The 26747-nt window shown below is 41.6% G+C and carries 25 protein-coding genes, 3 tRNA genes and 1 pseudogene; 13 read left to right on the forward strand and 16 right to left on the reverse strand.

All coding sequences use genetic code 11. The features are described from left to right. Window positions 1–9: 9 nt before the first annotated feature. From CFY87_RS11035 to wecA, 5 genes are all read right to left on the reverse strand, one after another. Window positions 10–86: transfer RNA gene (locus CFY87_RS11035), tRNA-Pro, on the reverse strand. Between the two features lie 23 nt (window positions 87–109). Further along, window positions 110–185, reverse strand: a tRNA-His gene (locus CFY87_RS11040). A gap of 27 nt (window positions 186–212) precedes the next feature. Next, window positions 213–289 (reverse strand) — tRNA-Arg (locus CFY87_RS11045). A 201-nt stretch (window positions 290–490) separates the two neighbouring features. Continuing rightward, window positions 491–1285 carry a hypothetical protein gene (locus tag CFY87_RS11050; RefSeq protein ID WP_094947843.1) on the reverse strand — a complete coding sequence of 265 codons (795 nt, stop codon included), beginning with the start codon at window positions 1283–1285 and terminating at the stop codon, window positions 491–493. A gap of 9 nt (window positions 1286–1294) precedes the next feature. Then, the gene (gene wecA, locus CFY87_RS11055; protein WP_094947846.1) at window positions 1295–2365 is read right to left on the reverse strand and encodes a UDP-N-acetylglucosamine--undecaprenyl-phosphate N-acetylglucosaminephosphotransferase; all 1071 of its coding nucleotides are present in this window, start codon (window positions 2363–2365) and stop codon (window positions 1295–1297) included. A 139-nt stretch (window positions 2366–2504) separates the two neighbouring features. Between wecA and hemL the strand changes: the two genes are divergently transcribed. From hemL to dhaM, 5 genes are all read left to right on the forward strand, one after another. Next, entirely contained in the window at window positions 2505–3788 is a 1284-nt protein-coding gene (gene hemL, locus CFY87_RS11060) for a glutamate-1-semialdehyde 2,1-aminomutase (RefSeq protein ID WP_094947851.1), read from the forward strand. 38 nt (window positions 3789–3826) lie between these two features. Further along, on the forward strand, window positions 3827–4705 hold the full coding sequence (locus CFY87_RS11065; RefSeq protein ID WP_094947856.1) for a DMT family transporter: 879 nt from the start codon (window positions 3827–3829) through the stop codon (window positions 4703–4705). A 168-nt stretch (window positions 4706–4873) separates the two neighbouring features. Beyond that, the gene (gene dhaK, locus CFY87_RS11070; RefSeq protein WP_094947859.1) at window positions 4874–5944 is read left to right on the forward strand and encodes a dihydroxyacetone kinase subunit DhaK; all 1071 of its coding nucleotides are present in this window, start codon (window positions 4874–4876) and stop codon (window positions 5942–5944) included. Window positions 5945–5966: 22 nt separating this feature from the next. Continuing rightward, on the forward strand, window positions 5967–6593 hold the full coding sequence (gene dhaL, locus CFY87_RS11075; protein ID WP_094947862.1) for a dihydroxyacetone kinase subunit DhaL: 627 nt from the start codon (window positions 5967–5969) through the stop codon (window positions 6591–6593). Between the two features lie 9 nt (window positions 6594–6602). Beyond that, on the forward strand, window positions 6603–7010 hold the full coding sequence (gene dhaM / locus CFY87_RS11080) for a dihydroxyacetone kinase phosphoryl donor subunit DhaM (RefSeq protein WP_094947864.1): 408 nt from the start codon (window positions 6603–6605) through the stop codon (window positions 7008–7010). A gap of 271 nt (window positions 7011–7281) precedes the next feature. Here dhaM and ruvB read toward each other — a convergent pair whose 3' ends face one another. From ruvB to CFY87_RS11120, 8 genes and pseudogenes are all read right to left on the reverse strand, one after another. Beyond that, the gene (ruvB, locus tag CFY87_RS11085) at window positions 7282–8289 is read right to left on the reverse strand and encodes a Holliday junction branch migration DNA helicase RuvB (protein ID WP_094947867.1); all 1008 of its coding nucleotides are present in this window, start codon (window positions 8287–8289) and stop codon (window positions 7282–7284) included. Between the two features lie 27 nt (window positions 8290–8316). Beyond that, complete coding sequence (ruvA, locus tag CFY87_RS11090) at window positions 8317–8931, reverse strand: Holliday junction branch migration protein RuvA (protein WP_094947869.1); 615 nt, start codon at window positions 8929–8931, stop codon at window positions 8317–8319. Between the two features lie 66 nt (window positions 8932–8997). Beyond that, complete coding sequence (gene ruvC / locus CFY87_RS11095) at window positions 8998–9570, reverse strand: crossover junction endodeoxyribonuclease RuvC (RefSeq protein ID WP_094947872.1); 573 nt, start codon at window positions 9568–9570, stop codon at window positions 8998–9000. Between the two features lie 69 nt (window positions 9571–9639). Continuing rightward, window positions 9640–10128 carry a Holliday junction resolvase gene (locus CFY87_RS11100; protein WP_094947875.1) on the reverse strand — a complete coding sequence of 163 codons (489 nt, stop codon included), beginning with the start codon at window positions 10126–10128 and terminating at the stop codon, window positions 9640–9642. 26 nt (window positions 10129–10154) lie between these two features. Continuing rightward, window positions 10155–10895, reverse strand: a complete 741-nt coding sequence (locus CFY87_RS11105; protein ID WP_094947878.1) for a YebC/PmpR family DNA-binding transcriptional regulator — start codon at window positions 10893–10895, stop codon at window positions 10155–10157. Window positions 10896–10949: 54 nt separating this feature from the next. Then, window positions 10950–11387 carry a dihydroneopterin triphosphate diphosphatase gene (gene nudB / locus CFY87_RS11110; RefSeq protein WP_094947881.1) on the reverse strand — a complete coding sequence of 146 codons (438 nt, stop codon included), beginning with the start codon at window positions 11385–11387 and terminating at the stop codon, window positions 10950–10952. A gap of 16 nt (window positions 11388–11403) precedes the next feature. Then, on the reverse strand, window positions 11404–12153 hold the full coding sequence (locus tag CFY87_RS11115) for a tetratricopeptide repeat protein (RefSeq protein ID WP_094947884.1): 750 nt from the start codon (window positions 12151–12153) through the stop codon (window positions 11404–11406). A 6-nt stretch (window positions 12154–12159) separates the two neighbouring features. Next, window positions 12160–12704: pseudogene (locus tag CFY87_RS11120) on the reverse strand (YwiC-like family protein). Between the two features lie 100 nt (window positions 12705–12804). Between CFY87_RS11120 and CFY87_RS11125 the strand changes: the two are divergent. Next, window positions 12805–13158 (forward strand): RidA family protein, encoded by a 354-nt coding sequence (locus CFY87_RS11125; RefSeq protein WP_094947887.1) that lies wholly within the window; start codon window positions 12805–12807, stop codon window positions 13156–13158. Window positions 13159–13168: 10 nt separating this feature from the next. Here CFY87_RS11125 and CFY87_RS11130 read toward each other — a convergent pair whose 3' ends face one another. After that, window positions 13169–14017, reverse strand: coding sequence for an endonuclease/exonuclease/phosphatase family protein (locus CFY87_RS11130; RefSeq protein ID WP_094947890.1), 849 nt, complete (start codon window positions 14015–14017; stop codon window positions 13169–13171). A gap of 200 nt (window positions 14018–14217) precedes the next feature. On the opposite strand from CFY87_RS11130, the gene CFY87_RS11135 reads away from it, so the two are divergent. Then, window positions 14218–15531, forward strand: coding sequence for a cation:proton antiporter (locus CFY87_RS11135; RefSeq protein ID WP_094947893.1), 1314 nt, complete (start codon window positions 14218–14220; stop codon window positions 15529–15531). 116 nt (window positions 15532–15647) lie between these two features. On the opposite strand, the gene glnD is transcribed toward CFY87_RS11135, so the two are convergent. Both glnD and map read right to left on the reverse strand, forming a co-directional pair. Continuing rightward, window positions 15648–18242: a bifunctional uridylyltransferase/uridylyl-removing protein GlnD gene (glnD, locus tag CFY87_RS11140; RefSeq protein ID WP_094947896.1), complete on the reverse strand. Its 2595-nt coding sequence runs from the start codon at window positions 18240–18242 to the stop codon at window positions 15648–15650. A gap of 61 nt (window positions 18243–18303) precedes the next feature. Continuing rightward, complete coding sequence (gene map / locus CFY87_RS11145; protein ID WP_094947898.1) at window positions 18304–19107, reverse strand: type I methionyl aminopeptidase; 804 nt, start codon at window positions 19105–19107, stop codon at window positions 18304–18306. A 136-nt stretch (window positions 19108–19243) separates the two neighbouring features. On the opposite strand from map, the gene erpA reads away from it, so the two are divergent. The 6 genes from erpA to CFY87_RS11175 all read left to right on the forward strand — a co-directional run bounded on the left by erpA (window position 19244) and on the right by CFY87_RS11175 (window position 26278). After that, window positions 19244–19585, forward strand: a complete 342-nt coding sequence (gene erpA / locus CFY87_RS11150; protein ID WP_094947901.1) for an iron-sulfur cluster insertion protein ErpA — start codon at window positions 19244–19246, stop codon at window positions 19583–19585. A 4-nt stretch (window positions 19586–19589) separates the two neighbouring features. Beyond that, window positions 19590–19952, forward strand: coding sequence for a YacL family protein (locus CFY87_RS11155; RefSeq protein ID WP_094947912.1), 363 nt, complete (start codon window positions 19590–19592; stop codon window positions 19950–19952). A gap of 100 nt (window positions 19953–20052) precedes the next feature. Beyond that, window positions 20053–22305, forward strand: a complete 2253-nt coding sequence (gene mrcB, locus CFY87_RS11160) for a penicillin-binding protein 1B (protein ID WP_419670263.1) — start codon at window positions 20053–20055, stop codon at window positions 22303–22305. Window positions 22306–22594: 289 nt separating this feature from the next. After that, the gene (locus CFY87_RS11165) at window positions 22595–23383 is read left to right on the forward strand and encodes an enoyl-ACP reductase FabI (protein ID WP_094947906.1); all 789 of its coding nucleotides are present in this window, start codon (window positions 22595–22597) and stop codon (window positions 23381–23383) included. Between the two features lie 65 nt (window positions 23384–23448). Further along, the gene (gene rnb / locus CFY87_RS11170; protein WP_094947915.1) at window positions 23449–25425 is read left to right on the forward strand and encodes an exoribonuclease II; all 1977 of its coding nucleotides are present in this window, start codon (window positions 23449–23451) and stop codon (window positions 25423–25425) included. 97 nt (window positions 25426–25522) lie between these two features. Then, window positions 25523–26278, forward strand: a complete 756-nt coding sequence (locus CFY87_RS11175) for a Nif3-like dinuclear metal center hexameric protein (protein WP_094947909.1) — start codon at window positions 25523–25525, stop codon at window positions 26276–26278. Window positions 26279–26747: the final 469 nt, after the last annotated feature.

Raw genomic sequence — 26747 nt, forward strand, 5'->3', positions numbered from 1 at the left:
AAAAAAAATTGGTCGGCGAGATAGGATTTGAACCTACGACCCACTGGTCCCAAACCAGTTGCGCTACCAAGCTGCGCTACTCGCCGATGTAAATTATTAGTAAGATAATTGGGGTGGCTAATGGGACTTGAACCCACGACAACCGGAATCACAATCCGGGGCTCTACCAACTGAGCTATAGCCACCACTAAAAGATGAACGTTACACTACTCTGGCGCGCTCGACAGGATTTGAACCTGCGACCTTTGGCTCCGGAGGCCAACGCTCTATCCAACTGAGCTACGAACGCGTTTCTCATTGCATTGCGTCGTTGCGGGGCGTATATTAAGAGTTTCATAATCAGTTGTCCAGTCTTTTTTTTAAATTTTTTTCATAAGATAATTTTTTGTTCAATTTGCTGATAATTTATAAAAAGTGCGGTGATTTTTTGTCAAAAAAACAAAAAAGCCCCCCATAAGGTAGCTTTATAAATATTAATACAATAAAAATTTTACTTTCTTCTCAGATTAAACAAAGCAAGCAAAAATAATCCTACAAGAAAACCTATACCGGCTCCGCTAATTCCCCATTGAATTTTATTTGGTGACGAAATTTCAAAAGGTAAATCCGGTGCTTTCATAAAACGAAATGCCAGTAATTTATTATCCAACGCATTAACTGATTTCATCATACTTAATTTTCCTTGCCAAGAGGAAATTGTTGCATGCTGATCGACGACAGGATTATCCACTTTCAATTGCACTGCGCTATTAACTCGATCAAATACATTTTTCCAACGCGTAATCAACTCACCATACACCACATTTCGAGCGCGCCCATTAACAAAATCAATAAGTGCGGTCATTAAATCCATAGTTTGTTTAGGATTATCTAATTCAAGGCTAATTTTTTCAATTTCTCCATTGCTCAATACCACCTTGACTCGTCTCACCAAATCATCCAATAACTGGCGATCACCTGTCGCATCGCCGGTCATTTTTTGTTTGTAATATTCATTATTTTGCCAAAATTCGCGTAGCGTATCATAGGATAAAAATTGACGAGTCAATTCCTGATAAACAATATCACTAGCTCCAAGTGTCTCATTTTTATCCTGAGCCACTAATTGATACATTGAAAACAACGAATAATAGTTACCTAATGCATTCGTCGTTGGCGGCGCCAATTGCACCTCAACTTTCCATTGCGGTTTCACCAAATAACTAGCGGCATACCCGCCAATCGTAAAAATGATCAGAAAGAGTAATAAGATCAAAATCTGTTTAGCGCCAGTATTATTTTGCATAATATCTCCTTAAACTTGTTTTGCACGTCTGGCACGACGTTTCATGCGACGAACCCAACGCGTAATCCGCCAAGCGCGAGCAATAGAAAATGAATAGATAAAGAAAAGTAGAATAAACGCAATAAACATTATCCATTCATTAATATAGAAAATCTCACCTAAAATACCAAACCCGGCGCAAAATGCGGCTAAAAATGTAATCAATAGAAAAGCTTGTCGCGATGTCAATCCCGCTCTCATCATCAGATGATGCACGTGAAGGCGATCTGGTCTAAACGGGCTTTTCCCTTTACGCAAACGACGATAAATAATTGCAATCATATCCACCACAGGAATTGCAATAATCCAAAGCGCTGTAATCGGGTTCATCGGGTGTCCTTTTCCTTGCGTACTTAATAATAGGATCCAAATAATCGTAAAACCGATTAACGTACTTCCCGCATCGCCCATAAACACTTTAAATTTAGGTCCCAACGGAATCCCCAAATTCAGCATAAAATAAGGCAAAATTGCCACAATTAGAGCAAAACTCCAATAAGCTAAATCCATTTGATTATCAAGAATTAACAAAATACCGATGGAAACAAACGCCACGCTGGAAAGCCCGCCCAACAAGCCATCAATTCCATCAATCATATTAAACGCATTAATGACCGCAATGGTAGCGAACACAGTAATAATCAATCCAATCGTTCCCAATGTCAATTGGAACGGTCCAATAATTTGCCCGAGGTGATCGAGGTAAATATTCCCCATATCAATCATCAAAATTGCAAGAATTGCCTGAATTCCCGCTCGCAAAAATGGGCTAATATCATAACGGTCATCTAAAATACCAATGGCGAGCAGAACGAAAATACTGAAAATATATAATCCCGGCAATCGCATTTGATCCCATTCCAACAAATAGAAGCATAAATTTCCCATAAATAAGGAAACACCGCCAATCAACGGAATAGCGCCTTGATGGCGTTTACGATAGTTCGGTTTATCGACCAATCCTATTTTTTGCGCTACCGGGCGCATAATAAAAAGTGTCAATAATGCCCCAAAAAAAGTAACGAATAAGCTAAGCAGCATAGAATAAAAAACTTCCTGAAAATTTTTTGCCAAGCATATCATAAAGCAAAAACAGTACATAAATATTTTTATAAGTTTATGCGGTTTTACAGTACAATATCCTGCATTGATTTTTGCGAATTAAAAGAAAGGATAAACCATGATGCATTCAGCTACTTTATTTTCTCGCGCCCAACAAGTGATTCCCGGTGGCGTAAACTCTCCTGTTCGTGCCTTTAAAGGCGTAGGCGGAACGCCCGTTTTTATTGAAAAAGCCAAAGGTGCCTATGTTTTTGATACAGATGGCAAACAATATATTGATTATGTCGGATCTTGGGGACCAATGGTATTGGGTCACAACCATCCCTCTATCTTAGGTGCGGTCATAAAAACGGCAGAAAATGGATTAAGCTTTGGCGCGCCAACGCCCCTTGAAATTGAATTAGCCGAATTAGTCTGCCAATTGATTCCTTCGATTGAAATGGTACGCATGGTCAGTTCAGGAACCGAAGCGACAATGTCCGCCATTCGCTTAGCGCGGGGTTATACCAAACGCGATAAAATCATTAAATTTGAAGGTTGCTACCACGGTCATTCCGACAGTTTATTAGTGAAAGCCGGCTCCGGCGCATTAACATTGGGTCAACCAAGCTCACCGGGCGTGCCTGAAGATTTCGCTAAACATACCTTGACTTGCGAATACAACAATATTGACTCTGTCAAACAAGCATTTGAACAATATCCGAATGATATCGCATGCCTAATTATCGAACCCGTCGCCGGCAACATGAACTGTGTACCACCCAAAGCAGGCTTTTTGCACGCATTACGTGAACTCTGCGATCAATACGGAACCGTATTCATCATTGATGAAGTTATGACCGGCTTCCGTGTTGCCCTTGGCGGTGCGCAACAATATTATGGTGTCACCCCGGATCTCACCACCTTAGGAAAAATTATCGGCGGCGGTATGCCGGTTGGTGCCTTTGGCGGCAAGAAAGAAATTATGCAATATATCGCGCCAACGGGTCCGGTTTACCAAGCCGGCACATTATCCGGCAATCCTATTGCTATGGCGGCAGGTCTTGCCTGCTTAAACGAGCTCAAAAAAGTCGGCAATGAGCAACGTCTTGCTCAACTTACTGAAACCTTAGCACTAGGCTTAAAAGCGCTGGCACAAAAACACGAAATTCCACTCGTCATCAATTATGTCGGCGGAATGTTTGGATTTTTCTTCACGCAATTAAATGAAGTCATCTCTTATCAAGACGTGATGCAATCAGATGTCGCTCGTTTTAACCAATTCTTCCATAAAATGTTGCAACAAGGCGTTTACCTTGCCCCGTCGGCATTTGAAGCCGGTTTTATGTCGTTGGCACATTCCGAGCAAGATATTGCGCGCACCCTCGCAGCAGCCGATATTGCCTTTGCTACTTTAAAATAACAATAATTATAGACCCTCCAACGAGGGTCTACTCTATTATGGCAAATAAAACCATCTCTAACGCATATCATCTCGCGTTACTCAAAGTCCATTTTACCGCCGTATTATTCGGCGCCACCGGCGTACTTGGTGTATTGATCAAAAGCGACGCTGACGTTCTCGTCCTCGGGCGAGTGATCATTGCTTTTTTAGTTTTGTCAGCTTATTTTCTGCTCAAACACATCCCTTTAACCAAATTATCACCCAAAGCTATCTTATTCCAGTTTGTCTTAGGCACATTATTATCCCTACACTGGGTCACCTTTTATATTAGCGTCAAAGTTGGTGGCGTCGCTGTTGGAACATTAGGATTTGCCAGCTTTCCGGCGTTTGTCGGGTTATTTGAAATACTCGTCTTTAAAGAGCGGTTAAAATTTCGCGAGTTTATTCTCTTGGTTTGCATTTCTATTGGCTTAATTTTAATTACCCCCGAATTTCAATTTACTAATCAGGTAACACAAGGGTTGTTGTGGGGCATTTTATCCGGCGCCATCTATGCCGTCCTCGCCATTCTTAATCGTAAAAATGCCCAACGTCTATCCGGTTCACAAGCCAGCTGGTGGCAATATCTTGTCAGCATCGTTATTTTGCTACCATTTTCTTATCAAAAATTGCCCGCCGTATCCGCCATCGACTGGTTTTGGATCGCCTGTATCGGCTTAGTTTGCACCAGCCTGGCCTACACCCTCTTTGTCTCCAGCCTAGGTACGATAAACGCCCGTACCGCCGCCATGATCATTTCCTTAGAACCGGTTTACGCCATTATCATGGCATGGGCATGGCTAGATGAAACACCAACGCTCATCATGCTACTCGGTGGGGCATTGATTATTCTATCCGTTGCATTTGTCAATTTTTTTAAACCTAAAAATGGATAAGCCCGAAGGATAACATTTCTATCCATAACTGCCCCCGAAAAGTGCGGTCAAATTCGCCACGATTTTCTACAAATCCTCTATTTTGTGATTCGGCTAACAGAAATGCAGATTCGATTTTGCTACATTAATGCCCGGCTTTAGTTCTCTTTAAATGAAAAGGAATATTCTATGAAAAAATTGATCAATTCTATTGAAACGGTTCTTGATGAACAATTACAGGGCTTGGCAAAAGCACATCCTGATTTAATTTTAAACACAGATCCCGTTTATGTTCGTCGCGCTGATGCGCCGATCAACGGAAAAGTAGCATTGATTTCCGGCGGCGGCAGCGGTCATGAACCTATGCACGCCGGTTTTGTTGGGAAAGGAATGTTAGATGCCGCCTGTCCGGGCGCTATTTTTACCTCACCAACACCAGATCAAATGTTTGAATGCGGCTTAAGTGTAGATAGTGGCGCCGGTGTATTATTACTGGTCAAAAACTATACCGGTGATGTGCTAAACTTCGAAACTGCTACAGAACTGCTCGCCGATAGCGGAGTGAAAGTCGCAACGGTATTAGTCGATGATGATGTGGCGGTAAAAGACAGTCTCTATACCGCGGGACGACGAGGGGTGGCCAATACGGTTATGCTGGAAAAATTATTAGGCGCAGCTGCAGCTAAAGGTTACACATTAGACCAACTCGCCGAGCTTGGGTATCAACTGAATAACACGGGACATTCTATTGGTATCGCATTAGGTGCTTGTACTGTACCGGCAGCGGGTAAACCTTCCTTCTCGCTTGCTGAAAATGAAATGGAATTCGGCGTTGGAATTCATGGCGAACCGGGGATTGAACGCCGTCAATTCGTTAATTTAGATAAAACGCTGACAGAAATGTTTAATACATTAATTGCTAATGGTGATTATGAACGTACCGTTCGACGCTGGAACCATAAAAATAACCAATGGGATGAACTGCAAGATAGCAAAAAAGCCTTACAAAAAGGCGATCGTGTGATTGCTTTGGTAAACAACCTTGGAGCTGTGCCTTTATCTGAACTTTATGGTATTTATAATAAACTGGAACAAATCGCAACTGCATTCGGTTTAAAAATAGAACGTAATTTAATCGGATCTTTCTGTACCTCATTGGATATGCAGGGTATTTCCATTACGTTACTAAAAGTCAATGACGATATTCTTGAATTATGGGATGCACCGGTTAATACACCGGCATTACGTTGGGGCGAATAAACGGAAAAAACAGGAGAAGTAAATGAGTATGACAAAAGCGCAGATCTTACAATGGCTTGAAAATTGTAAACAAATCATGGATACGCAACGCGATTATTTAACCCAACTGGATACAGATATTGGCGATGGCGACCACGGATTAAATATGCAACGAGGCTTTATCAAAGCCTTAGAAAAAGTTGCCACGGTATCAGATAAAGATATCGGTACTATTTTGAAAACAGTAGGCATGACATTACTCTCGCAAGTCGGTGGAGCCAGTGGTCCACTATATGGAACATTGTTTATTAAGGGGTCACAAAGTGCGGTGGGAAAAGAGGAAATTTCAGCCGCAGAACTGATTACCGTGCTTAAAAATGGCGTAGATGGCATTGTGGCACGTGGTCGTGCAGAACTCGGCGATAAAACCATGTGTGATGTTTGGTTACCTGTATTAGCCGAATTGAATACCGCCGACAAATCCCAACCACTGACTAAACTACTAGAAAGTGCGGTTAAAAAAGCTGAAGAAAGTTTAGCCGCAACTATTCCAATGGTAGCGAAAAAAGGGCGGGCAAGTTATCTCGGAGAACGCAGCGCAGGTCATCAAGATCCCGGCGCCACCTCAAGCACTTATCTTTTAAAAGCGTTATATGACGCAGTCAAATAGGAATTCAATATGGTCAATTTAGTCCTTGTTTCTCATAGCCCAAAATTAGCCGAAGGCTTAGCAGATATTACACGCCAAATGGCGGGAGAGGGATGTAAAATCGCTGTCGCAGCAGGTATTGATGATGCCAATAATCCCATTGGCACGGACGCAACAAAAATCATGTCAGCGATAGAAGAGGTGTATTCGCCTGATGGTGTGGTAATTTTTGTTGATCTGGGTAGTGCAATTTTAAGTGCAAAAACGGCTCTTGATTTACTTGATCCGGAAATCACTAAGCATGTAGTCATCAGCTATGCCTCTTTAGTGGAAGGCGCATTCGCCGCCGCGGTTAGCGCCGCCAGTGGAGATGATTTACAAACCGTTCTTGCCGAAGCAAATAACGCTGCCACATTAAAATTAGCGCAAGCACATTAACAAACTATTTGTTTTCTAAAAAATCCCTGTCTCCAACATACATTAGATACAGGGATTTTACTAAAATTGCTACGATTTAAATTTTAAAAATTGTTTCCGTCCCGTTACAAAAAATAAATGATAAATTAAAAAAAAAAAAAAAAAATGATAAATTTTTTCAAAATCAAATAGTTAAATTTAAATTTTTTGTTTAAGAATATAAATATGTAAAAATAAAACAACATTACCAACAACACCTATGTTAGTAATGGATATAAAAACCCGGACGAGGTTATTCTGCCAGTTTCTCCAAGCCAAAATGTCGATAAGTACGCGAGGTGGCGATTCGTCCGCGCGGGGTGCGTTGCAAAAAGCCTTGCTGAATTAAAAAAGGTTCCAACACGTCTTCAATAGTATCTCGCTCTTCACCGATAGCGGCAGCAAGGTTATCCAATCCCACCGGACCACCGTCAAAACGCTCAATAATTGCTTGCAACAATTTGCGATCCATAAAATCAAAACCGGCATGATCTACATCCAGCATAGATAAGGCGGCTTGAGCGATTTTCACCGAAATAATCCCTTGATTTTTGACATCGGCATAATCGCGAACTCGACGCAATAAGCGGTTGGCAATACGTGGCGTACCACGAGAACGACAAGCGATTTCTTGTGCCGCATCAGGTTCAATTTCTAAGTTTAAACAGACCGCACTTCTCGTTACAATAGAAGTTAAATCTTCCACCGAATAAAACTCAAGGCGCTGCACAATGCCAAAACGATCACGTAACGGGGACGTCAGCGATCCGGCTCGGGTCGTCGCACCGACTAAGGTAAATGGCGGTAAATCTAATTTAATTGAACGCGCCGCAGGTCCTTCGCCGATCATAATATCCAGTTGATAATCTTCCATTGCCGGATATAACACCTCCTCGATCGCTGGAGATAAACGATGAATTTCATCAATAAACAAAACATCATGCGGTTCCAAATTGGTCAGCATTGCCGCCAAATCACCGGCTTTTTCCAATACAGGACCGGATGTCGTCCGAATATTCACCCCCATTTCATTCGCAACAATATTCGCGAGTGTGGTTTTCCCCAACCCCGGAGGACCAAAAATGAGCAAATGATCAAGCGCATCTTGACGCAATTTCGCGGCTTGGATAAAGATTTCCATTTGTTCGCAAACCTGCGGTTGTCCCACATAATCTACCAATAATTTAGGACGAATAGCACGATCTAAATATTCATCATCCAATTTTGCCGTCGCGCTAATAATACGATCCGCTTCAATCATCTTTTTCTCTACATTTATCTGTACTTACTATAACGCCGCTTTTAGCGCTTCACGAATTAATTGCTCACTGGATAATTCCGGTTTTGCTACTTTTTTCACCATTTTCTCGGCATCCCCCGACTTATATCCCAAGGCAATTAACGCGGCTATCGCATCCTCTAAAGACACATCTGTATTGACTGATGGACGCTCAAGGTTTGGTAGGTGGCGACTTTCCACAAAGAAATCCTCCTGTGCCACACCTTTAAATTTACCTTTTAATTCCACCAACAAGCGCTCTGCCGTTTTCTTGCCAACACCGGGAATTTTTACCAATTTAGACAATTCTTCCCGCTCAATGGCATAAGCAAATTCATTCACCGACATTGCCGATAAAATCGCCAATGCCAATTTGGGACCAACCCCGTTAGTTTTGATTAATTCGCGAAATAAAGTGCGGTCATTTTTTTGTGCAAATCCAAAAAGAAGATGCGCATCTTCACGCACTACGAGATGAGTAAATAAAGTTACCTGCTGATGTAACTCCGGTAAATCATAAAAGCTGGTCATTGGTAATAGCAATTCATAACCAACACCTTGCACATCCAATAACATTTCCGGCGGTTGTTTCTCAATAATTATTCCGGTTAAACACCCAATCATCATTCCCTCTACTTACTTTTGGACAAAGCTTGCCATAGCATAAAATAAAACTGGACAAATATCCAGTTAAATTTTTAAGCGAAACCGCCCTCGACTATACCGCGCACGCAAAAGTGCGGTGTTTTTTTCAAACGTTTTATAATGTTGTGCTGAATGCCCCACTTGCAATGCGTGCTGTATAGAATGGGCATGAGTAATAGCAATCGCCAAAGCATCTGCAGCGTCCGGTTGTGGCGTATCGGACAGTTTTAAAATACGCGTTACCATGTCTTGCACCTGCACTTTATCCGCCGATCCGATTCCAACCACCGTTTGCTTCACCAAGCGTGCGGCATATTCAAATACCGGCAAATCGTGATTAACCGCGGCAACAATCGCGGTACCTCGCGCCTGCCCGAGTTTCAACGCCGAATTCGCATTTTTGGCTAAAAAAACCTCCTCAATGGCAAACATATCCGGTTGAAATTGCGTAATAATTTCCATCACTCCCGCATAAATTCGTTTCAAGCGCGTGGGTAAATCCTCCGCTTGCGTACGAATGGCGCCACTACCGAGGTATTCCAACTGTCGTCCGTTGCACCGAATGACGCCATACCCCGTCACTCTTGATCCCGGGTCAATGCCCAAAATAATACTCATGTTTGCTCCAAAAAATAAGTGGATTTGCGTAACCACAAACCCACTTACCAAACACCTTAATTGCTGCCCTTATTTTGCAACAGAACAATTTCTGGCCAAAATTGCATTATTTGAGGTAAACATCACAGGAACCGTGGTGTTCACGGTTTCCACAGAGAAACCGGTATCTAATGACCAAATTTTATCGCCGGCAACAAACTGTACACCGTCTTTATAAGTTCTGTTTAGCGCCAAATCTTTACCCACTACTTTCTTGCCAATGGTCACTGTTGCGGTTTCCGGTTGGTTATCTTTGAAAGAATACGTCGCCGAAACCGGTCGGTTACGTTTACCGCTTACATCACAAGAATACAACACAGTTCTCGTGCCGGTAATCATTTCTTTCCCTGATTTTGCCCCTTCGGCGACTGTATTGCCAACCGTTTTTGCACCGTCAACTACCGCCTCACCCACGTTTTTTACTGCATCCGTTGTAGAAGAAACTACATCAGATGCGGTTGAACATGCTGCTAACGCAGAGAATACTGCCACAGCGGATAAACATTTCACTAATTGCATTTAAGGCTCCTTATCAAAATCTATTTTTACAATAATGCCGCAACTTCGTCACTGATTTCTCCGTTATGATAAACGTTTTGTACATCATCACAATCTTCCAGCATATCGATTAATCTAAGCAATTTCGGTGCATTTTCTGCATCAAGATCCACGGTAGTTGATGGAATCATGGTCACTTCAGCATTTTCAATTTTAAATCCTGCCGCTTCAATACCGTCACGTACTGCGCCTAAATCTTCCCAAGCGGTATAGATTTCAAAAGAACCGTCTTCCTGTGGCTGAATATCGTCTGCACCGGCTTCAATCGCGGCTTCCGTTAATGCATCCTCATCCGCCTCTGCGATTAAAATTAATCCTTTTTTGCTAAATAAATAACCGACTGAACCCTCAGTCCCTAAGTTTCCGCCACATTTGGTGAAACTTGGACGCACTTGTGAAATAGTACGGTTGGCGTTATCACTTAGACACTCAACCATCACAGCAGTTCCACCCGGACCATAACCTTCATAAATTTTTGTTTCCATATTGGTGTCATCACCGCCACCCACGCCACGATCAATCGCACGATTAATCGTATCGCGCGTCATATTACTGGATAAGGCTTTATCTACCGCTGCACGTAAACGCGGATTAGAACCGACGTCACCACCGCCTAATTTTGCCGCGGTCACTAATTCACGAATTAATTTAGTAAAAATTTTACCGCGTTGCGCATCTTGTGCCGCTTTGCGGTGTTTAATATTGGCCCACTTACTATGTCCCGCCATGTTTTTTTCCTTCTTTTAACTTAATCTTTTTTAACTTAATTGGATTAAGATCGTTTAGTCTGATAAATAGGTTTCAATTGCGGCTCGATTATTCCATGATTTTGTTAACATTACCGCTTGTTGAATGGTTACCCATTGATAGGCTTGATGTTCTGTCAATGTCGGCACACTTTCATTCTCTAACGCCAACAAAAACCAATGTTCCGTACAATGCGTGATATCCGGTGCGTATTTATACCGAAATTGCGGGAAAATTTCAAACGATATCCGTTGATTACAATCAAAGAGCGGTAAATTTTCAGCGAAAATATCAAAACCGGTTTCCTCTTTCACTTCTCGGATAGCGGCATGGATTGGCGATTCTCCGTTTTCAATACTGCCCGTCACGGATTGCCAAAAGGATAGATCGTCCTGACGCTGCAACATCAAAACCCTCCCTGTTACCGAACAATAAATCACCACTAAAACAGATTGCGGATTTTTATATTTCATAATCAAATAAATGGGATTAATGATCCTTAGCTAACGCTTTTAATTCAGCGATTTTCGCTTTTACTTTCGCTTGAAACTCTGCGTTAAAATAAGGCTGATTATCCAAGCTGTTTTGATACCAATGGATGGCTTTTTTAATATCCACCGGCGTACCTTTACCCGATTCATACATATAACCCAAATTAAAACCCGCCTCGCTATCACCTAAGGTCGCTGCGCGTTGGAACCAAGTGAGCGCATTGTTAAAATCGGCTAATTCTTTATAATAGACTAAACCCAAAATATAAGCAGCGCGCGGATTATCCGATTTTGCCGAAAGGGTAAATAATTTAATCGCGTGCGGAACGCTTTTTTTTACCCCATTGCCTTCCAAATACATTAATCCAAGATTATTCAATGCCTTAACGCTGCCCTTTTCTGCCGCCTCGCTTAACCACCAATAGGCTTTATCTAAATCTTGCGCTACGCCTTTGCCTTGTAAATAAAAAAGTCCGACATTGGTTTGCGCCAACAAATCGCCCTTTTGCGCCAACGGTAAAATCAAATCAAAAGCATCTTGCCAACGTTGCTGATTCACCGCTTGTTCAGCAAGTACCATGATCTCTTTATCACTTAACCGTGCATCGGCTTGACTATGCACTAAAGAAAACGCCGTCGTTTTTATTATCGGCATCGCAGTTTTGCTCGCAAGCGGGTTGCACGTATCTGCCATAGTAGGAATACTTGATATAATCAGAGGGAAGAATAACCAATATTTAATGTTCATAACGTCCTATAACGTAGCTAGTAATAACATCAGAAAAAAGAAAATAGATACCCCGATTTCCGTTAGACCGATCTGCTTCACAGAAAGTTTCTTTTGGGGCAAAAAAAGTATGCACCAAAGGAATAACAAAAGCCACGGTTAACCAATATTGCTGCAAAAATAACAAAACTAGCACACCTATTACATGATATACCAGCGAAATTTGCAGATAACACGGATTTTTTTTCGCTCACGCATCATGGATTTAACATAAAGGGTTGGATACAATGCTACCCACCAAATTTTGTAGTCAAAAATACGGTCGGGAAAATAATAAGCTCCCATTCCAGCCAAAGCAAAAACCATACTGGCAACGCCATAAATCCAGCTCCAGCGACGATATAACGCCAAATTGCGTCCTTTAAATAAATTCAAAAATGGATAACTCATTAAATGTAACGCAAACCAAGCTGCCAGTAAAAAACCATGTTGCCAAATCGGATTGGCAAGCAGCATTCCATATAAAATGCCATAATAATGGCGCCATGTTGATTTGAGATTAATAATTTCATATGATTAAAAGTGCGGTTAGAAAAAATAAAATTTTATTCTTTTCATATGCCAATCGGTATAATCTTTCCGCGTTATTTCATTTACTATATAGGAAAAAATATGTCAAAAATTCAACGTTTACAAGCCAACGCGCGGATGTGCGAAGCCGCCATTTATAACAATACCGTCTATCTAGCCGGTCAAGTGGCGACCAATTCCGCCGGACAAGGGGCATATGCTCAAACCCAAGAGGTACTCAATGCCATTGACAGCCTATTGGCAGAAGCCGGCTCTCATAAAAGCAATATTTTGCGTGCGCAAATTTTCTTAGCCGATATGAACGACTTCGCGGAAATGAATAAAGCTTGGGATGAATGGGTTGATCGCAACAATCCTCCCGCACGCGCCACTGTTGAAGCCAAATTAGCAAATCCAAGTTGGAAAGTGGAAATTGTGATCTCCGCAGCACTCTAATCCCCTTATTTCACTCAACATCAAGCCCCACATCAAGCAACAGCGGATTATGATCCGAACTTTCGGTTTTCAGCGTGGTGGCTTGCCATACCTTTAGCCCACGAACAAACACAAAATCCAGCGGATATCCCAAAAAGCGCAAACGTTCATCCGGTTGGAAATGTACTTCTTGCAGTTGATATTGCTGTACTAATTTCGCGATAACTCGGCTGCGCCATCCATTCCACGCATTAAAATCACCGGCTAAGATAATCGGTCCACGATGCTTATCAATTAAATTCATCATGGCTCGCAATTGTTGAACATAATGAGTCGGATTTAGTTCAAAATTGACCAAATGCACATTAACTAACAACAAACTTTGCTGATTTGCCAGCGGAAAACGCATGGCATTGGCGACTTTCGGAATTTGAATCCAAGGCTCCACCACCGCTCCGGCGCAATATTGTTGTGGCATAAAACGTGAAAATAATGCCACACCCGATTGTTGGTGCAAATATTCAAAGGCACTGGTATAAAGTACGGTCGGAAATTGCGCTGAATTTAACGCATACAACGCAGGAATACCGGTCGCCTCTTGTAACAACAAAAAATCTCGTTGTGCCGAAAAACTCGTCAATGCAGCTTGCCAACCGGGCTCCGCGCCTTTATGCATATTCCAAACTAAAAATTTAAAGCGACGTTGTTGAATGGGCGAAACCGGCTGCAATGCGCTAAAACATTGCACATAATCATTTACTTTTTTTTCTCTAAATTCAATAGATTGCGACGCATAAAGCCGGCTTTTCGGCGAAGGATAAATTTCAAGTGCATACATCAAATACGCACTAATTCCACCTAATACTAAAAGGATAACCACCCAAAAATTCTTTTTTTACACATTGAAAGACTCTTTTTATTAATTCTTCTTTATTAATAACCGCACTTTTTTTATACTTATCCCATTAATTTCTTGTTACATTTTTTTAAACTTTTCCTAACAAAATAATTCAAGGCAGATTATAGGAACTGAACAAGATAATTTACCGATTTGATTTCTCAATATTTTAAGGCTCAACTATGAACATTTATACTTATATCTGTTTTCTTTCTGCAATCTCGATCCTTATTTGTTTTGTCACGCACAAAGTCAGTGATCGCATTCAATATACCATTGCAGTTACTGCAACATCAATGGTCTTTTCCATCATCCTCATGTTGTTTGGTTGGATGGGTTGGTTCAAATTGGACACCATTGCCCGTTCCGTGATGGAGCAAATTGACTTTAAAGAGTTTTTACTTAACGGGATCTTAGGTTTCCTATTATTCGGTGGCGCATTGGGAATTAAATTGCCGGTGCTGAAAAGCCAAAAATATGAAATTAGCGTCCTATCTATTTTCTCCACCTTTGCCTCAACCCTCCTTATCGGTTTTTTCATTTACGGATTTGCCACACTTTTCGGTTTTCACATTGATTTAGTTTACTGCATTTTATTCGGCGCCTTAATTTCGCCAACGGATCCCATTGCAGTGTTGGCCATTATCAAAAATTTAAAAGCACCGAAAAAGCTGGCGATCAAGGTGGAAGGCGAATCCTTGTTTAACGACGGGGTCGGCTTAGTCATTTTCACTACTGTTTTCGCGGTTGCCTTTAGTGGTGGCGAACCTACTTTCGGTGATGCGGCAAAAATTTTCTTTATCGAAGCTATCGGTGGGATCATTTTCGGCGCCATTTTAGGATTAATTGCACATTACCTCATTTCCGCCACCGACGACGGGAGCTTGGAAATTTTATTAACCTTAACCGTACCAACTGCCGGTTTTATGCTCGCCAATATGTTACACGTCTCGGGCGCCTTGGCTATGGTGGTTGCCGGGATCATGGTCGGAAACTGGACCAGACAAAGCGGGTTTTCCGAACAAAGTAAACGCTACCTAGACCATTTCTGGGAAATGATCGATCACTTCCTTAATTCCTTGCTATTCTTATTAATCGGTTTTGCACTGCTGTTGGTTCACTTCAGTACCCAAGGCATTATCCTGATGATCGCTGCGATTCCGATTTGTTTGATTTGTCGTTATATTAGCGTATGGATTCCGTTTTTATGGTTTAGTCGTAAAACCGTATATAATCCGTACACCTTACCAATTCTAACTTGGGGCGGATTACGTGGCGGTTTAGCTATTGCAATGGCGCTTTCCGTACCGACTACCAGTGTGTTTATCGAAGATATTGGTATGACCGTGCGCGATTTAATGATCATTATGACCTACTCCGTAGTGGTTTTCTCTATTTTAGTTCAAGGCACTACTATTGAAAATATGATCAAATTGTCCAAAGAGGCATTGTTCCAGCGCCGCGGTTATACCGGTATCGGAGGGACCAAACCTTAACAAACCTTAGCGGATTGTAACATTTAAATTAATATCACAGATTGATAACAAAATAAGCAAGGCACTAGAAATTATGCCTTGCTTTATGATAAAAACCTCGAAAAAATGGCCGCACTTTATTCCCCTAACACCTGATACAAATGCGCTTGCAATTGTTCACGCTGTTCTGCGCTTAGCGCTTGTCCGGCTTGATTGGTTAAAATAAAAAAGTCTTCTGCTTTCTCGCCAATTGTTGAAATTTTGGCGTTGAGTAAATTCAATCCCAACTCGGAGAAAACTTGACTGATTTTCGCCAATAATCCCGCTTGGTCTAAAGCAAAAAGCTCCATCTCCGTTTGATCCGTTTTTTCCGTATTTAAAAAACGCATTTCAGTTTTTACATGAAAATGTTGCAATTGACGATTAATTTGGTTGATTGGTTTTGGTTCATATTCCGTTTGTAGCGCTTTCATCAATGCCGCTTCCAATTCTCGCCGGCGATCAAAACACACCAATTCGCCATTCAGCTCCGTGACAATAAAACTGTCCAGTACAAATCCATTTAATCCGGTCATAATTTGCGCATCATGAATACTAAATCGTTTTGCCCCAATGGTATTCACCACTTTGTTAAACAAATTCGGCTGATCTTGGCAATACACAAAAATCTCTGTGCCGCCTTGCGAAAAACGATTACTGATTTTCACCAAAAAATCCGACTGCAAGTCTGCCAGCAGCTGCGTATGCCAAGTAATTTGCGCGGGAGTGTTGCGCAAAAAATAATCACTCGGTGCATTTTGCCACAATCCCATGATCACATCTTCCTCCAACGGAGGCGCATTTGAACTTAACAATGCTAATGCCTGCTGCTGATGAGAACGAATTTTTTCTTGATTATCCAACAAGTTATCCATACCTTGTTGGAATTGTTGATGAGTATATTGATAAAGCGTACTCAATAACGACGCTTTCCAGCTGTTCCATAACGTTTCGTTCGTCGCATTAATATCCGCCATGGTCAAACAAGCCAAATAATCCAAACGCACCTGATTTTGTACCTGTTCGGCAAAAGACATCACCACCTCCGGATCATGAATATCCCGTCGTTGCGCAGTAATCGACATCAACAGATGATTTGCCACCAGCCATTTCATAGTATCCGTTTCACGCCGATCAAATCCGTGTAATTGAGCAAATTCAGCAATATCCTGCGCGCCCAATTGCGAATGATCACCGCCCCGCCCTTTGGCAATATCATGAAACAGCGCCACTACATACAACAAAGTGCGGTCAATAAATTGCGAGAAAATGTGATGATAAATCGGATAATTTTCCGCGGCTTTCGGGTTAAGCAACTGCTCAAGTTTCAACATAACCCGTAAGGTATGCTCATCTACGGTGTAAATATGAAATAAATCAAACTGCATTAACCCTTTAATCCCTTGCCATTGAGGCAAATAAATGCTCAATACTCCATATTGATGCATAGGCAAAAAGGCACGTTGAATGGCTTTTGGTTGGGCAAGCAAGCGCAAAAATTTCTCGCGCGCCAACGGTAATTCGCTCAAAAATCCCTCAAAGTTTTTCACTGCCACACAAAGTTTACGCAAGGTTGCCGAATGAATCTCGGCGTCGGTATAAAGAGTTAAATAATAAAAGAGATCTAAAATGCTGTCGGGTTGGGTTAAAAAACTATCTTCGCGTCGCAAACAAATCGCGTTATCGATCAGACGAAATTTTTCATCTAAAGGCAAAATATCGCGTTCAGCGGCATGATCAAGGAAATGCTCGCGATAATGTTTAACTAAAATATCGCTTACCACTGCAATGGATTGCAGCGCTTGAAAAAAGGCTTTCATCATATTTTCCACCGCTTGATTACCACTGCCTTGATAGCCTAATAACTCGCTAATTTTCAGTTGGCGATCGAATAACAAACGGTTGTCGTAACGACGTAAAATTAAGTGCAAAGCGAACCGCACTTTAAACAAAAACAGCTGACTTTCTTGCAAGACCCGGTATTCTTCCGGATAAATAAAACCAGAATGCAAAATATCTTCTAAATTTTTTGCTCCAGTATGGCGCAGCGCCAGCCAATACAACAAATGTAAATCGCGTAAACCGCCCGGGCTATATTTTAAATCCGGCTCAAGGTTATAACCGGTATTATTATAACGTTGGTAACGCTCGATTTTCTCTTGCACTTTAGCATTGAAAAATGCTTCTATCGGCCAAAAATCCGGTTGTTGAATTAATTCGTTGAGTTGCTCAAATAAAGCATGATTGCCACACAAAAAGCGACTTTCCAACAAATTAGTCGCCACACTAATATCCGCACGTCCTTCATGCAAACATTCTTCCAGCGTTCTGACCGCCTGCCCAACATCAAAATTGCAATCCCATAAAAATTGCACAAACCGGCGAATTTTTTGCTCAACCTCAGCGTCAACGCGACTTGGCGTTAAAATCAAAAAATCCAAATCGGATAAAGGAAACATCTCAGCTCGTCCATATCCGCCCACCGCAATTAAACTTAATTCGGAATGTTGATCCAAGCCGCTTCTTTGCCATAAATTGACTAATAAATCGTCACAAAATTGCGTCCGATTTTCAATCAATCGGATCACCGCATTTTGCGCAAAGTTGGCAAATTCAAATTGTTTTAATGCCTCTTTTTGTTTTTTAACCTCAAGCGGTGTCAATGTTTCACTAGACCGATAAGGAAACAACATTCGTCTCTCCTTGAAATAAAGCTAAAAAATAAGGACGTCACAAAACGTCCTTAATCATCCATTAATTATTCACCATAAAACGGGAAATTCTGCCTGCCTTTTCTTCCTCTTCACGGATAGTCATCACCTCACATCCATCTTTGGTCACCACAAGTTGATGCTCATATTGGGCGGAATGGCTGCGATCTTTGGTTTTCACCGTCCAACCGTCGCCCATCAAACGCACTTCTTTTTTACCGGCGTTAATCATCGGTTCAATAGTAAATACCATGCCTTCTTGTAAAATCACGCCACCATCATCAGCATAGTAATGCAACACTTGCGGTTCGTTATGAAACTCCGTCCCGATCCCATGACCACAATATTCTCTCACCACGCTAAATCCTTGGCTCTCCGTATAACGTTGTACCGCGCGCCCGATTTCATTTAAACGCACCCCCGGTTTCACCGCACGTAACCCCACATACAACGCCTCTTGCGCCGCCTCCACCAATTTTTGGCTGCGTATATTGGTTTCGCCGACCACATACATTTTGGAATTATCACCGAAATAACCGTCTTTAATGATCGTCACGTCGATATTGACAATATCCCCGTTTTTAAGCACTTTCTCATCACTTGGAATACCATGACAAACCACTTCATTAATGGAAATACAAGTAGCTTTCGGAAAACCGTGATAACCTAAACAAGCAGAAACAACGCCTTGCGTGTTCACCATATAGTCATGACAAATACGATCCAATTCACCGGTCGTTACGCCGGCTCTTACATAAGGTTCAATCATTACTAACACGTCGGATGCCAATTTACACGCCTCACGTAATTTGACGATTTCCGCATCCGTTCTCAATGGAATTGCCATAAATCACACCTCTTAAAATAAAAAAATATTGTTCCATCATAGCATTATTTGCACGAAAAATCTTTTGATAATTCTTGATGGAATGGGTTGGTTATTAGATAATACCGCCAATTTGGATAAAAATGAGAGATGAAATATGTCAGATATGGCTGTCCCCTTAACTTTCACTGACGCGGCAGCGAATAAAGTGAAATCGTTAATCAGTGAAGAAGATAATCAAGAATTAAAATTACGCGTTTATATTACCGGTGGCGGATGTAGCGGTTTCCAATACGGTTTTACTTTTGACGAAAAAGTTAACGAAGGCGATCTTACAGTGGAAAATGGCGGTGTACAATTGGTTATCGATCCGATGAGCTTACAATATCTTATCGGCGGAACGATTGATTATACCGAAGGATTGGAAGGTTCCCGTTTTATCGTCAATAACCCAAATGCATCAACCACTTGCGGCTGCGGATCCTCCTTTAGCATTTAATCTGATGGATTTTCAATTTACCTATTGTCAAGGCAGTCTCAACGCAAAATGCTCCATGGGACATGAAGCCTTAGCTAATTGGCTAAACAGTGAAGTGCGGTCAAATTCTCAATTAATTTCTACCGCACTTTCCGCCTTACAGCGCGCCAAACAACCGCATTTCAATCAAGAAATCAAACTTATCGGCAAAGAATACAGCCTATTTATCAATGCGGACGAAGTGATGGTCAGCGCCAATAATTTACAAATTGACGGTAGCGTCCGCCTAGAGGAAGATTTTCATTATTATGACGAAGAAAGTATCGCATTTTGCGGGTTAGAAGATTTCGAACAATTTTTACAATCCTATTTAACATTTCAACAATAAATTTCTAAGGTAACCCATGGCTGAAAACGCAGAAAAGCAATCTCAAACGCCAAAAACCGCACCACCAATACCAAGCGCCAAAAATCGCTTTGGCATTTTTATGGCGAAAGTCGGTTTTACCTTAGCGTGTTTTATCTCGTTCTATGGAATTTATCTAGACGGTCAAATTCGCTCTAAAATGGATGGTCAAATTTGGCAATTACCAGCGGAAATTTACGCCCGTATCAATAAAATCCGTCTTGCCGATAATCTCACCTTGGAACAAACCAAACAACATTTGCTTGCCAATGATTATCGCCAAACCACCATGATTGCCGCACCCGGCGATTTTAAAATTGAAGACAATACGATTGTTTTGCTACGCGGCGAATTTCCGTTTCCGAAACAGCCGGAAGCACAGCGCGTTTTCCGTTTACGCTTTGAGCAGGGTAAATTATCTGTCATTGAAGATCTGATCAACGTCAAAGCCATTGACGAGTTTCAGCTGGCACCAAAACTGATCGGAATGTTGCAATCGGAAAATGAAGAACGCTTAGCAATTTCTTTGCAAAATTATCCACGTTTATTGATTGATGCCCTCTTATTAACCGAAGATCGACGTTTTTATGAACATGATGGAATTAGTTTTCTCAGTATTGCACGTGCGCTATGGGCAAATATCCAAGCCGGACATAGCGTACAAGGTGGCAGTACCTTAACGCAACAATTAGTTAAAAATCTCTTTTTAAGCAATGAACGTACCTTAACTCGTAAAGTTAACGAAGCGTTCATGGCATTGCTACTCGACTGGCGTTATGACAAAAACCGTATTTTAGAAACCTATTTAAATGAAATTTATTTGGGGCAAAACGGCGATACGCAAATTCACGGTTTTGAATTAGCAAGTCATTTCTATTTCGGACGCTCCATTCGCGAAATTAACTTAGAACAAATTGCCCTACTCGTCGGCATGGTAAAAGGTCCATCCTTATATAATCCATGGCGTAACCCCAAAAACACACTGGAACGTCGCAATGTAGTTTTGCGCTTATTGTTGGAAAATCGTGTGATTGATAACGAATTATACGAAATGTTAAGTAAGCGTCCGCTCGGTGTACAAAAACGCGGACAAATTAATCGGAAATATCCCGCATTTATCCAAACCTTACAAGCTGAACTACGCACTCAATTCGGCGAAAATCGCGCAGAATCCTTATCCGGTGCACGCATATTCTCTACATTGGATGCGGAACAACAAAAAGCCGCGGAAAACGCCGTGGTGAATACCGTTTCCAAATTGCAATTAAAATATACCGCCCCAAGCCTGGAAGCGGCGATGGTCGTTGCTGATTATCATCAAGGCGCAATACGTGCCGTTGTGGGCGGAATGCAAACCCATTTTGCCGGTTTTAACCGCGCGCTCAACGCTCGACGCCAAATCGGTTCTTTGGTAAAACCATCAATTTATTTGACCGCACTTTCGCATCCCGAACAATTTCGATTGAATACTCCCATTCAAAATCAACCGATTACGATTAACGTCAAAGGCAGCCCACCTTGGCAACCGCGCAACTACGATCGTCGTTATGGCGGTTCTGTGATCTTGCTGGACGCCTTAGTAGGCTCATTAAATATTCCGACGGTGAATATTGGAATGAAAGTCGGCCTATCGGAAATTATTGATACGCAAAAAGCCATGGGCTGGGATAAAGTATCCATTCCAAAAGTGCCGGCAATGTTATTGGGATCTTATTCTATATCGCCTTACGAGGTCGCGAATTTGTATCAAACTATTGCTAATCAAGGGGCACATATTCCGTTATCCACTATTAACCATATTAGCGATCAACGGGGAAATACCCTTTATCAACGTTCTACTGAGGCGGTGCAAGTTGTGCCTGAAGAAGCGGCGTTCCAAACCCTTTATGCAATGCAACAAGTAGTCGAGCGAGGCACTGCCCGCAGACTACAAAATGATTTTGCAGCGCTACGCCTGGCAGGTAAAACCGGTACCAGCAACGACGCGCGTGATGCTTGGTTTGTAGGAATTGACGGTGAAAACCTCGCTACTATCTGGGTCGGTCGTGACGACAATGGCAAAACCAAATTAACCGGTGCCAGCGGTGCGCTGCAGGTTTACCATGATTATTTACGCCGCACACCGGCAAAAATGCTCAAACTGCATAAACCAAACAACATCAAATGGATAGGGATTAATCCCTACGGAGATTGGGATTGTTCCAGCACCCGCACTATCCCTGTATGGGTAAAACATAATCAAACGTTCTGTCAAGCGAGCTCACCGGATACCCATCGACAAAATGACATGCCAACAAAAGAAGAAAGCATATGGGATGTATTAAATAAATACTAAAGGTTTGTGAGCTGTAATTGTAAAATAGCCTAATTAAACCTACTTTGGCTAAAAATTTCCTTTAACGATATAGCTCCCTGCCCAGGTTATCCACTAACTACGAGTAAAACATTACCATAACCGCCAATCAAACTACATTTCTCAATTAACCGAAAATCCGATATGCTTTACCTTGACATAAGAAGTAACCCATTTCACTGTAAAACAACAAGGTCGGCTTTGTATAAATACGTATTTTGCCTTATACTACATACAACATTTAACTCAACCATAACAATAGGAAAAGAAAATGGGTTTTTTAACAAATAAACGAATTTTAATCACAGGATTAGCCAGCAATCGTTCAATTGCCTATGGAATTGCCGCGGCAATGAAACGTGAAGGTGCTGAGCTTGCGTTTTCTTATCTCAACGACAAACTAAAACCGCGCGTAGAAGAATTTGCGAAAGAGTTCGGCTCAGAGATCGTGTTACCATTAGACGTTGCCACTGATGAAAGTATCAGCGAATGTTTTGCCGAGTTAAGCAAACATTGGGATAAATTTGACGGTTTCGTACACGCTATCGCCTTTGCACCGAGCGATCAACTAGATGGTAATTATGTCAATGCCGCTACCCGTGAAGGGTATCGTATTGCTCATGACATTAGCGCTTACAGCTTTGTTGCCATGGCACAAGCTGCTCGCCCGATGTTAAATCCAAGCTCCGGTTTATTAACCTTAACCTATCTAGGCGCAGAGCGCGCTATTCCAAACTACAATGTTATGTGTTTGGCAAAAGCGTCATTAGAAGCAGCAACTCGCGTGATGGCGGCGGATTTAGGTAACGATGGTATCCGTGTCAATGCAATTTCCGCCGGTCCAATCCGCACTTTAGCGGCATCCGGTATCAAAAATTTCAAGAAAATGTTATCCACATTTGAACATACCGCGCCACTACGTCGTACTGTCACCATTGAAGATGTCGGCAATTCCGCGGCATTCTTATGTTCCGACTTGGCATCCGGTGTAACTGGCGAAATATTGCACGTAGATGCCGGATATAGCATCACAGCAATGAGCGAATTAGGTACGGAATAATTTCACGTTGATCAACATTTCCGGACGTCGAATGAGGCGTCCATTTTTTGTTTATGGCAGTTTATATGTTTCAAAATAACCCTCTCTTATCCCAATTAAAACAACAAATTCGTGACAGCAAACCTCATGTAGAAGGTATTGTGAGACGTTCCGATAAATCGTTCGGCTTTTTAGAAACGGACAAAAAAAGTTATTTCATCCCACCGCAAGCCATGAAAAAAGTGATGCATGGCGATAAAATTCGTGCCATAATTGAGACCATTGGGGAAAAAGAACAAGCGGAACCGGAAGAATTGCTAGAACCAATGCTTACCCGTTTTATCGCCAAAGTGCGGTTTAATAAAGATAAGAAATTGCAGGTACTAGTCGATCATCCACTCATCAATCAGCCTATCGGCGCCAACCAAATAAAATCAGTTAAGGAAGACTTACAAGAAGGCGACTGGGTTGTTGCCACCTTAAAAAACCATCCTTTACGTGATGATCGCTTTTTCTTTGCGCAAATTAACGAATTAATTTGTCGCGCGAATGATGACTTTGCCCCATGGTGGGTCACACTTGCACGCCATGAGCAATCGCGTTATCCAGTACAAGGATTAGATCAATACACCATGATCGATACACAAAGGCGCGAAAATTTGACCGCACTTAATTTCGTCACTATTGATAGCGAAACAACACAAGATATGGATGACGCCTTGTATATTCAGCCGATTGAACAAAACGGACAACAAACCGGCTGGCAATTAGTGGTTGCCATTGCCGATCCTACCGCCTATATTGATGTGAACTCACAAATTGAGCAAGATGCCAAACAACGCTGTTTCACCAATTATTTACCGGGCTTCAATATTCCCATGCTGCCACGCGAATTATCTGATGAACTTTGCTCATTGAAAGAAAACGAAGTTCGCCCAGCGTTGGTGTGTTATATTGAAACGGATTTGCAAGGTAATGTCCGCAACAAACCTTATTTTGTCTTGGCAGAAATTCAATCTAAAGCCAAACTGGCGTATTCCCAAGTTTCCGATTATCTGGAGCAACAACCCTACTGTTGGCAACCACAAAATGAAACGATTAAGCAACAAATCGACTGGTTACATCAATTTACCTTAGCTCGTATTCAATGGCGACAAACCCATTCGTTATTGTTCAAAGAAAAACCGGATTATTCTTTTATCCTCGCAGAAAATGGAAAAGTATTGGAAATTAAAGCGGAATATCGCCGAATCGCCAATCAAATCGTGGAAGAATCCATGATTATCGCCAATATTTGCGCTGCGCATTATTTAGCCGAAACCGTCAAATGCGGTATTTTCAATACCCATTCCGGTTTTGATAAAAAATATTTGGAAAATGCCTATCAATTCTTATTGAATAATCTTGCCAACGAACAAAATCAAGCGGAATTAAGCGAACGCTATGCAGTGAATAAACTCACAACCCTTGAAGGTTATTGTCAAATGCGTCATGATATTGAAGCTTTTAATAGCGATTATTTGGAATTCCGTTTGCGTCGCTTCTTGACTTTTACCGAATTTAAAGCAGAAATTGCACCGCACTTTGGTCTTGGCTTAAACGGATACGCCACTTGGACATCGCCAATTCGTAAATATTCCGATATGGTAAATCATCGTTTAATCAAAGCCAGTCTCACCCAACAAGCTGTTAAAGCGCCGCAAGAATCGATTTTGCAACGCTTGCAAGAAGCCCGTCGCCAAAATCGTGCGGTAGAACGCGATATTGCCGATTGGCTATATTGCCGCTATTTAGCCACAAGCGTTGAACAAAAACCGGTGTTTGATGCGGAAGTACAAGATGTTATGCGCGGCGGTTTACGTGTGATTTTATTGGCAAATGGCGCCACGACGTTTATTCCAGCTTCTACATTGCATGACAATAAAGAAGAAATGCAAGTAAATTCAGATGAAATTGCGTTATATATCAAAGGAGAACGTCGCTATAAAATAGGCGATATTATCCAAGTGCAATTAACAGAAGTGAAAGAAGAAACACGCAGTATCATCGGCAATATCGCGTAAAATTCCACCGCAATTTACTGACGAAACAGCCAAAAGCCGTCTCTTTTTTAAAGGGATATGTTACTATGATCCTATGATTATCAATTTGGAAATCCCTATGAATAATTTACAACTGGAAAAAATTCTTAATCAAAAACTCAACAGTCAAGCCATTTCCGATTATGCGCCAAACGGTTTGCAAATCGAGGGAAAAGCAGATATCAAAAAAATCATTACCGGCGTCACCGCCAGCCAAGCCTTAATTGATTATGCGGTTAGTCAACAAGCGGATGCGATTTTGGTACATCACGGTTATTTTTGGAAAAACGAATCCCCTTGCTTACGAGGAATGAAAGGCAAAAGAATCAAAACCTTATTAACCAACGATATCAATTTATACGCCTATCACCTCCCCCTAGATGTTCATCCGGAGCTAGGAAATAACGCCCAATTGGCGCAACGTTTAGGCGCACAGGATTTGCAACCGCTGGAAAATAACGCTTTCAGTATTCCGGTTTCGGCAACCTTCGATCCACCGATCACCGCTGAACAACTGAGCATTAAAATTGAACAATCTTTAAACCGACTCCCGTTAATTTGCAGCGAAAATGCGCCGCACTTAATCCACACTATCGGCATTTGCACCGGCGGCGGACAAGGCTATATTGATCTGGCTGCCGCCAAAGGATTGGACGCGTTTATCACAGGAGAAGTGTCCGAACAAACCATCCACTCGGCACGAGAACAAAGCATACACTTCTTCGCCGCCGGTCACCACGCCACCGAACGCTACGGTGTCCAAGCTCTAGGCGAATGGCTCGCCAAAACCTACAAACTTGAAATCGAATTTAAAGACATTGATAATCCAGTATAAGTAAAAATAGGGATATAGTAGACCAAAGAGTTGGTAAAACCAACTCTTTTTGTTTAAAAAATCTTTTATAAACATAAATCGGCATATTTTTCATCCGTAAATAAATAACCAAAATAGGCGCTTTATTGGCTTTTAAAATATATCTTTGAATAGTCCTGACTGAGCAAGAGTATTTATTAGCAAGTGGCTTGTAAATTTGTTTACCAATAGAATAATCACTCCAAACTTGTTCAGCATTGAGTTTTAATTTGAGAGTAAATATTTTATTGCATGCTAAACATTTATAACGTTACGTTCGTTTTATTTACCCTACATTTGAATTGCGCTCTCATAACAGAAAATATATTTTTTAGCATTCATAATTGAAAAAAGTGATTTAAAGCCCGTAATATAAGGCTTTAAACCACTTTTTACCAACTATTTGGTCTACTATGCCTATCAAGTTACTCAATATCTTTACCTAAAAAAC

Source organism: Actinobacillus seminis (genome assembly GCF_002263215.1).
Taxonomy (GTDB): domain Bacteria; phylum Pseudomonadota; class Gammaproteobacteria; order Enterobacterales; family Pasteurellaceae; genus Actinobacillus_B; species Actinobacillus_B seminis.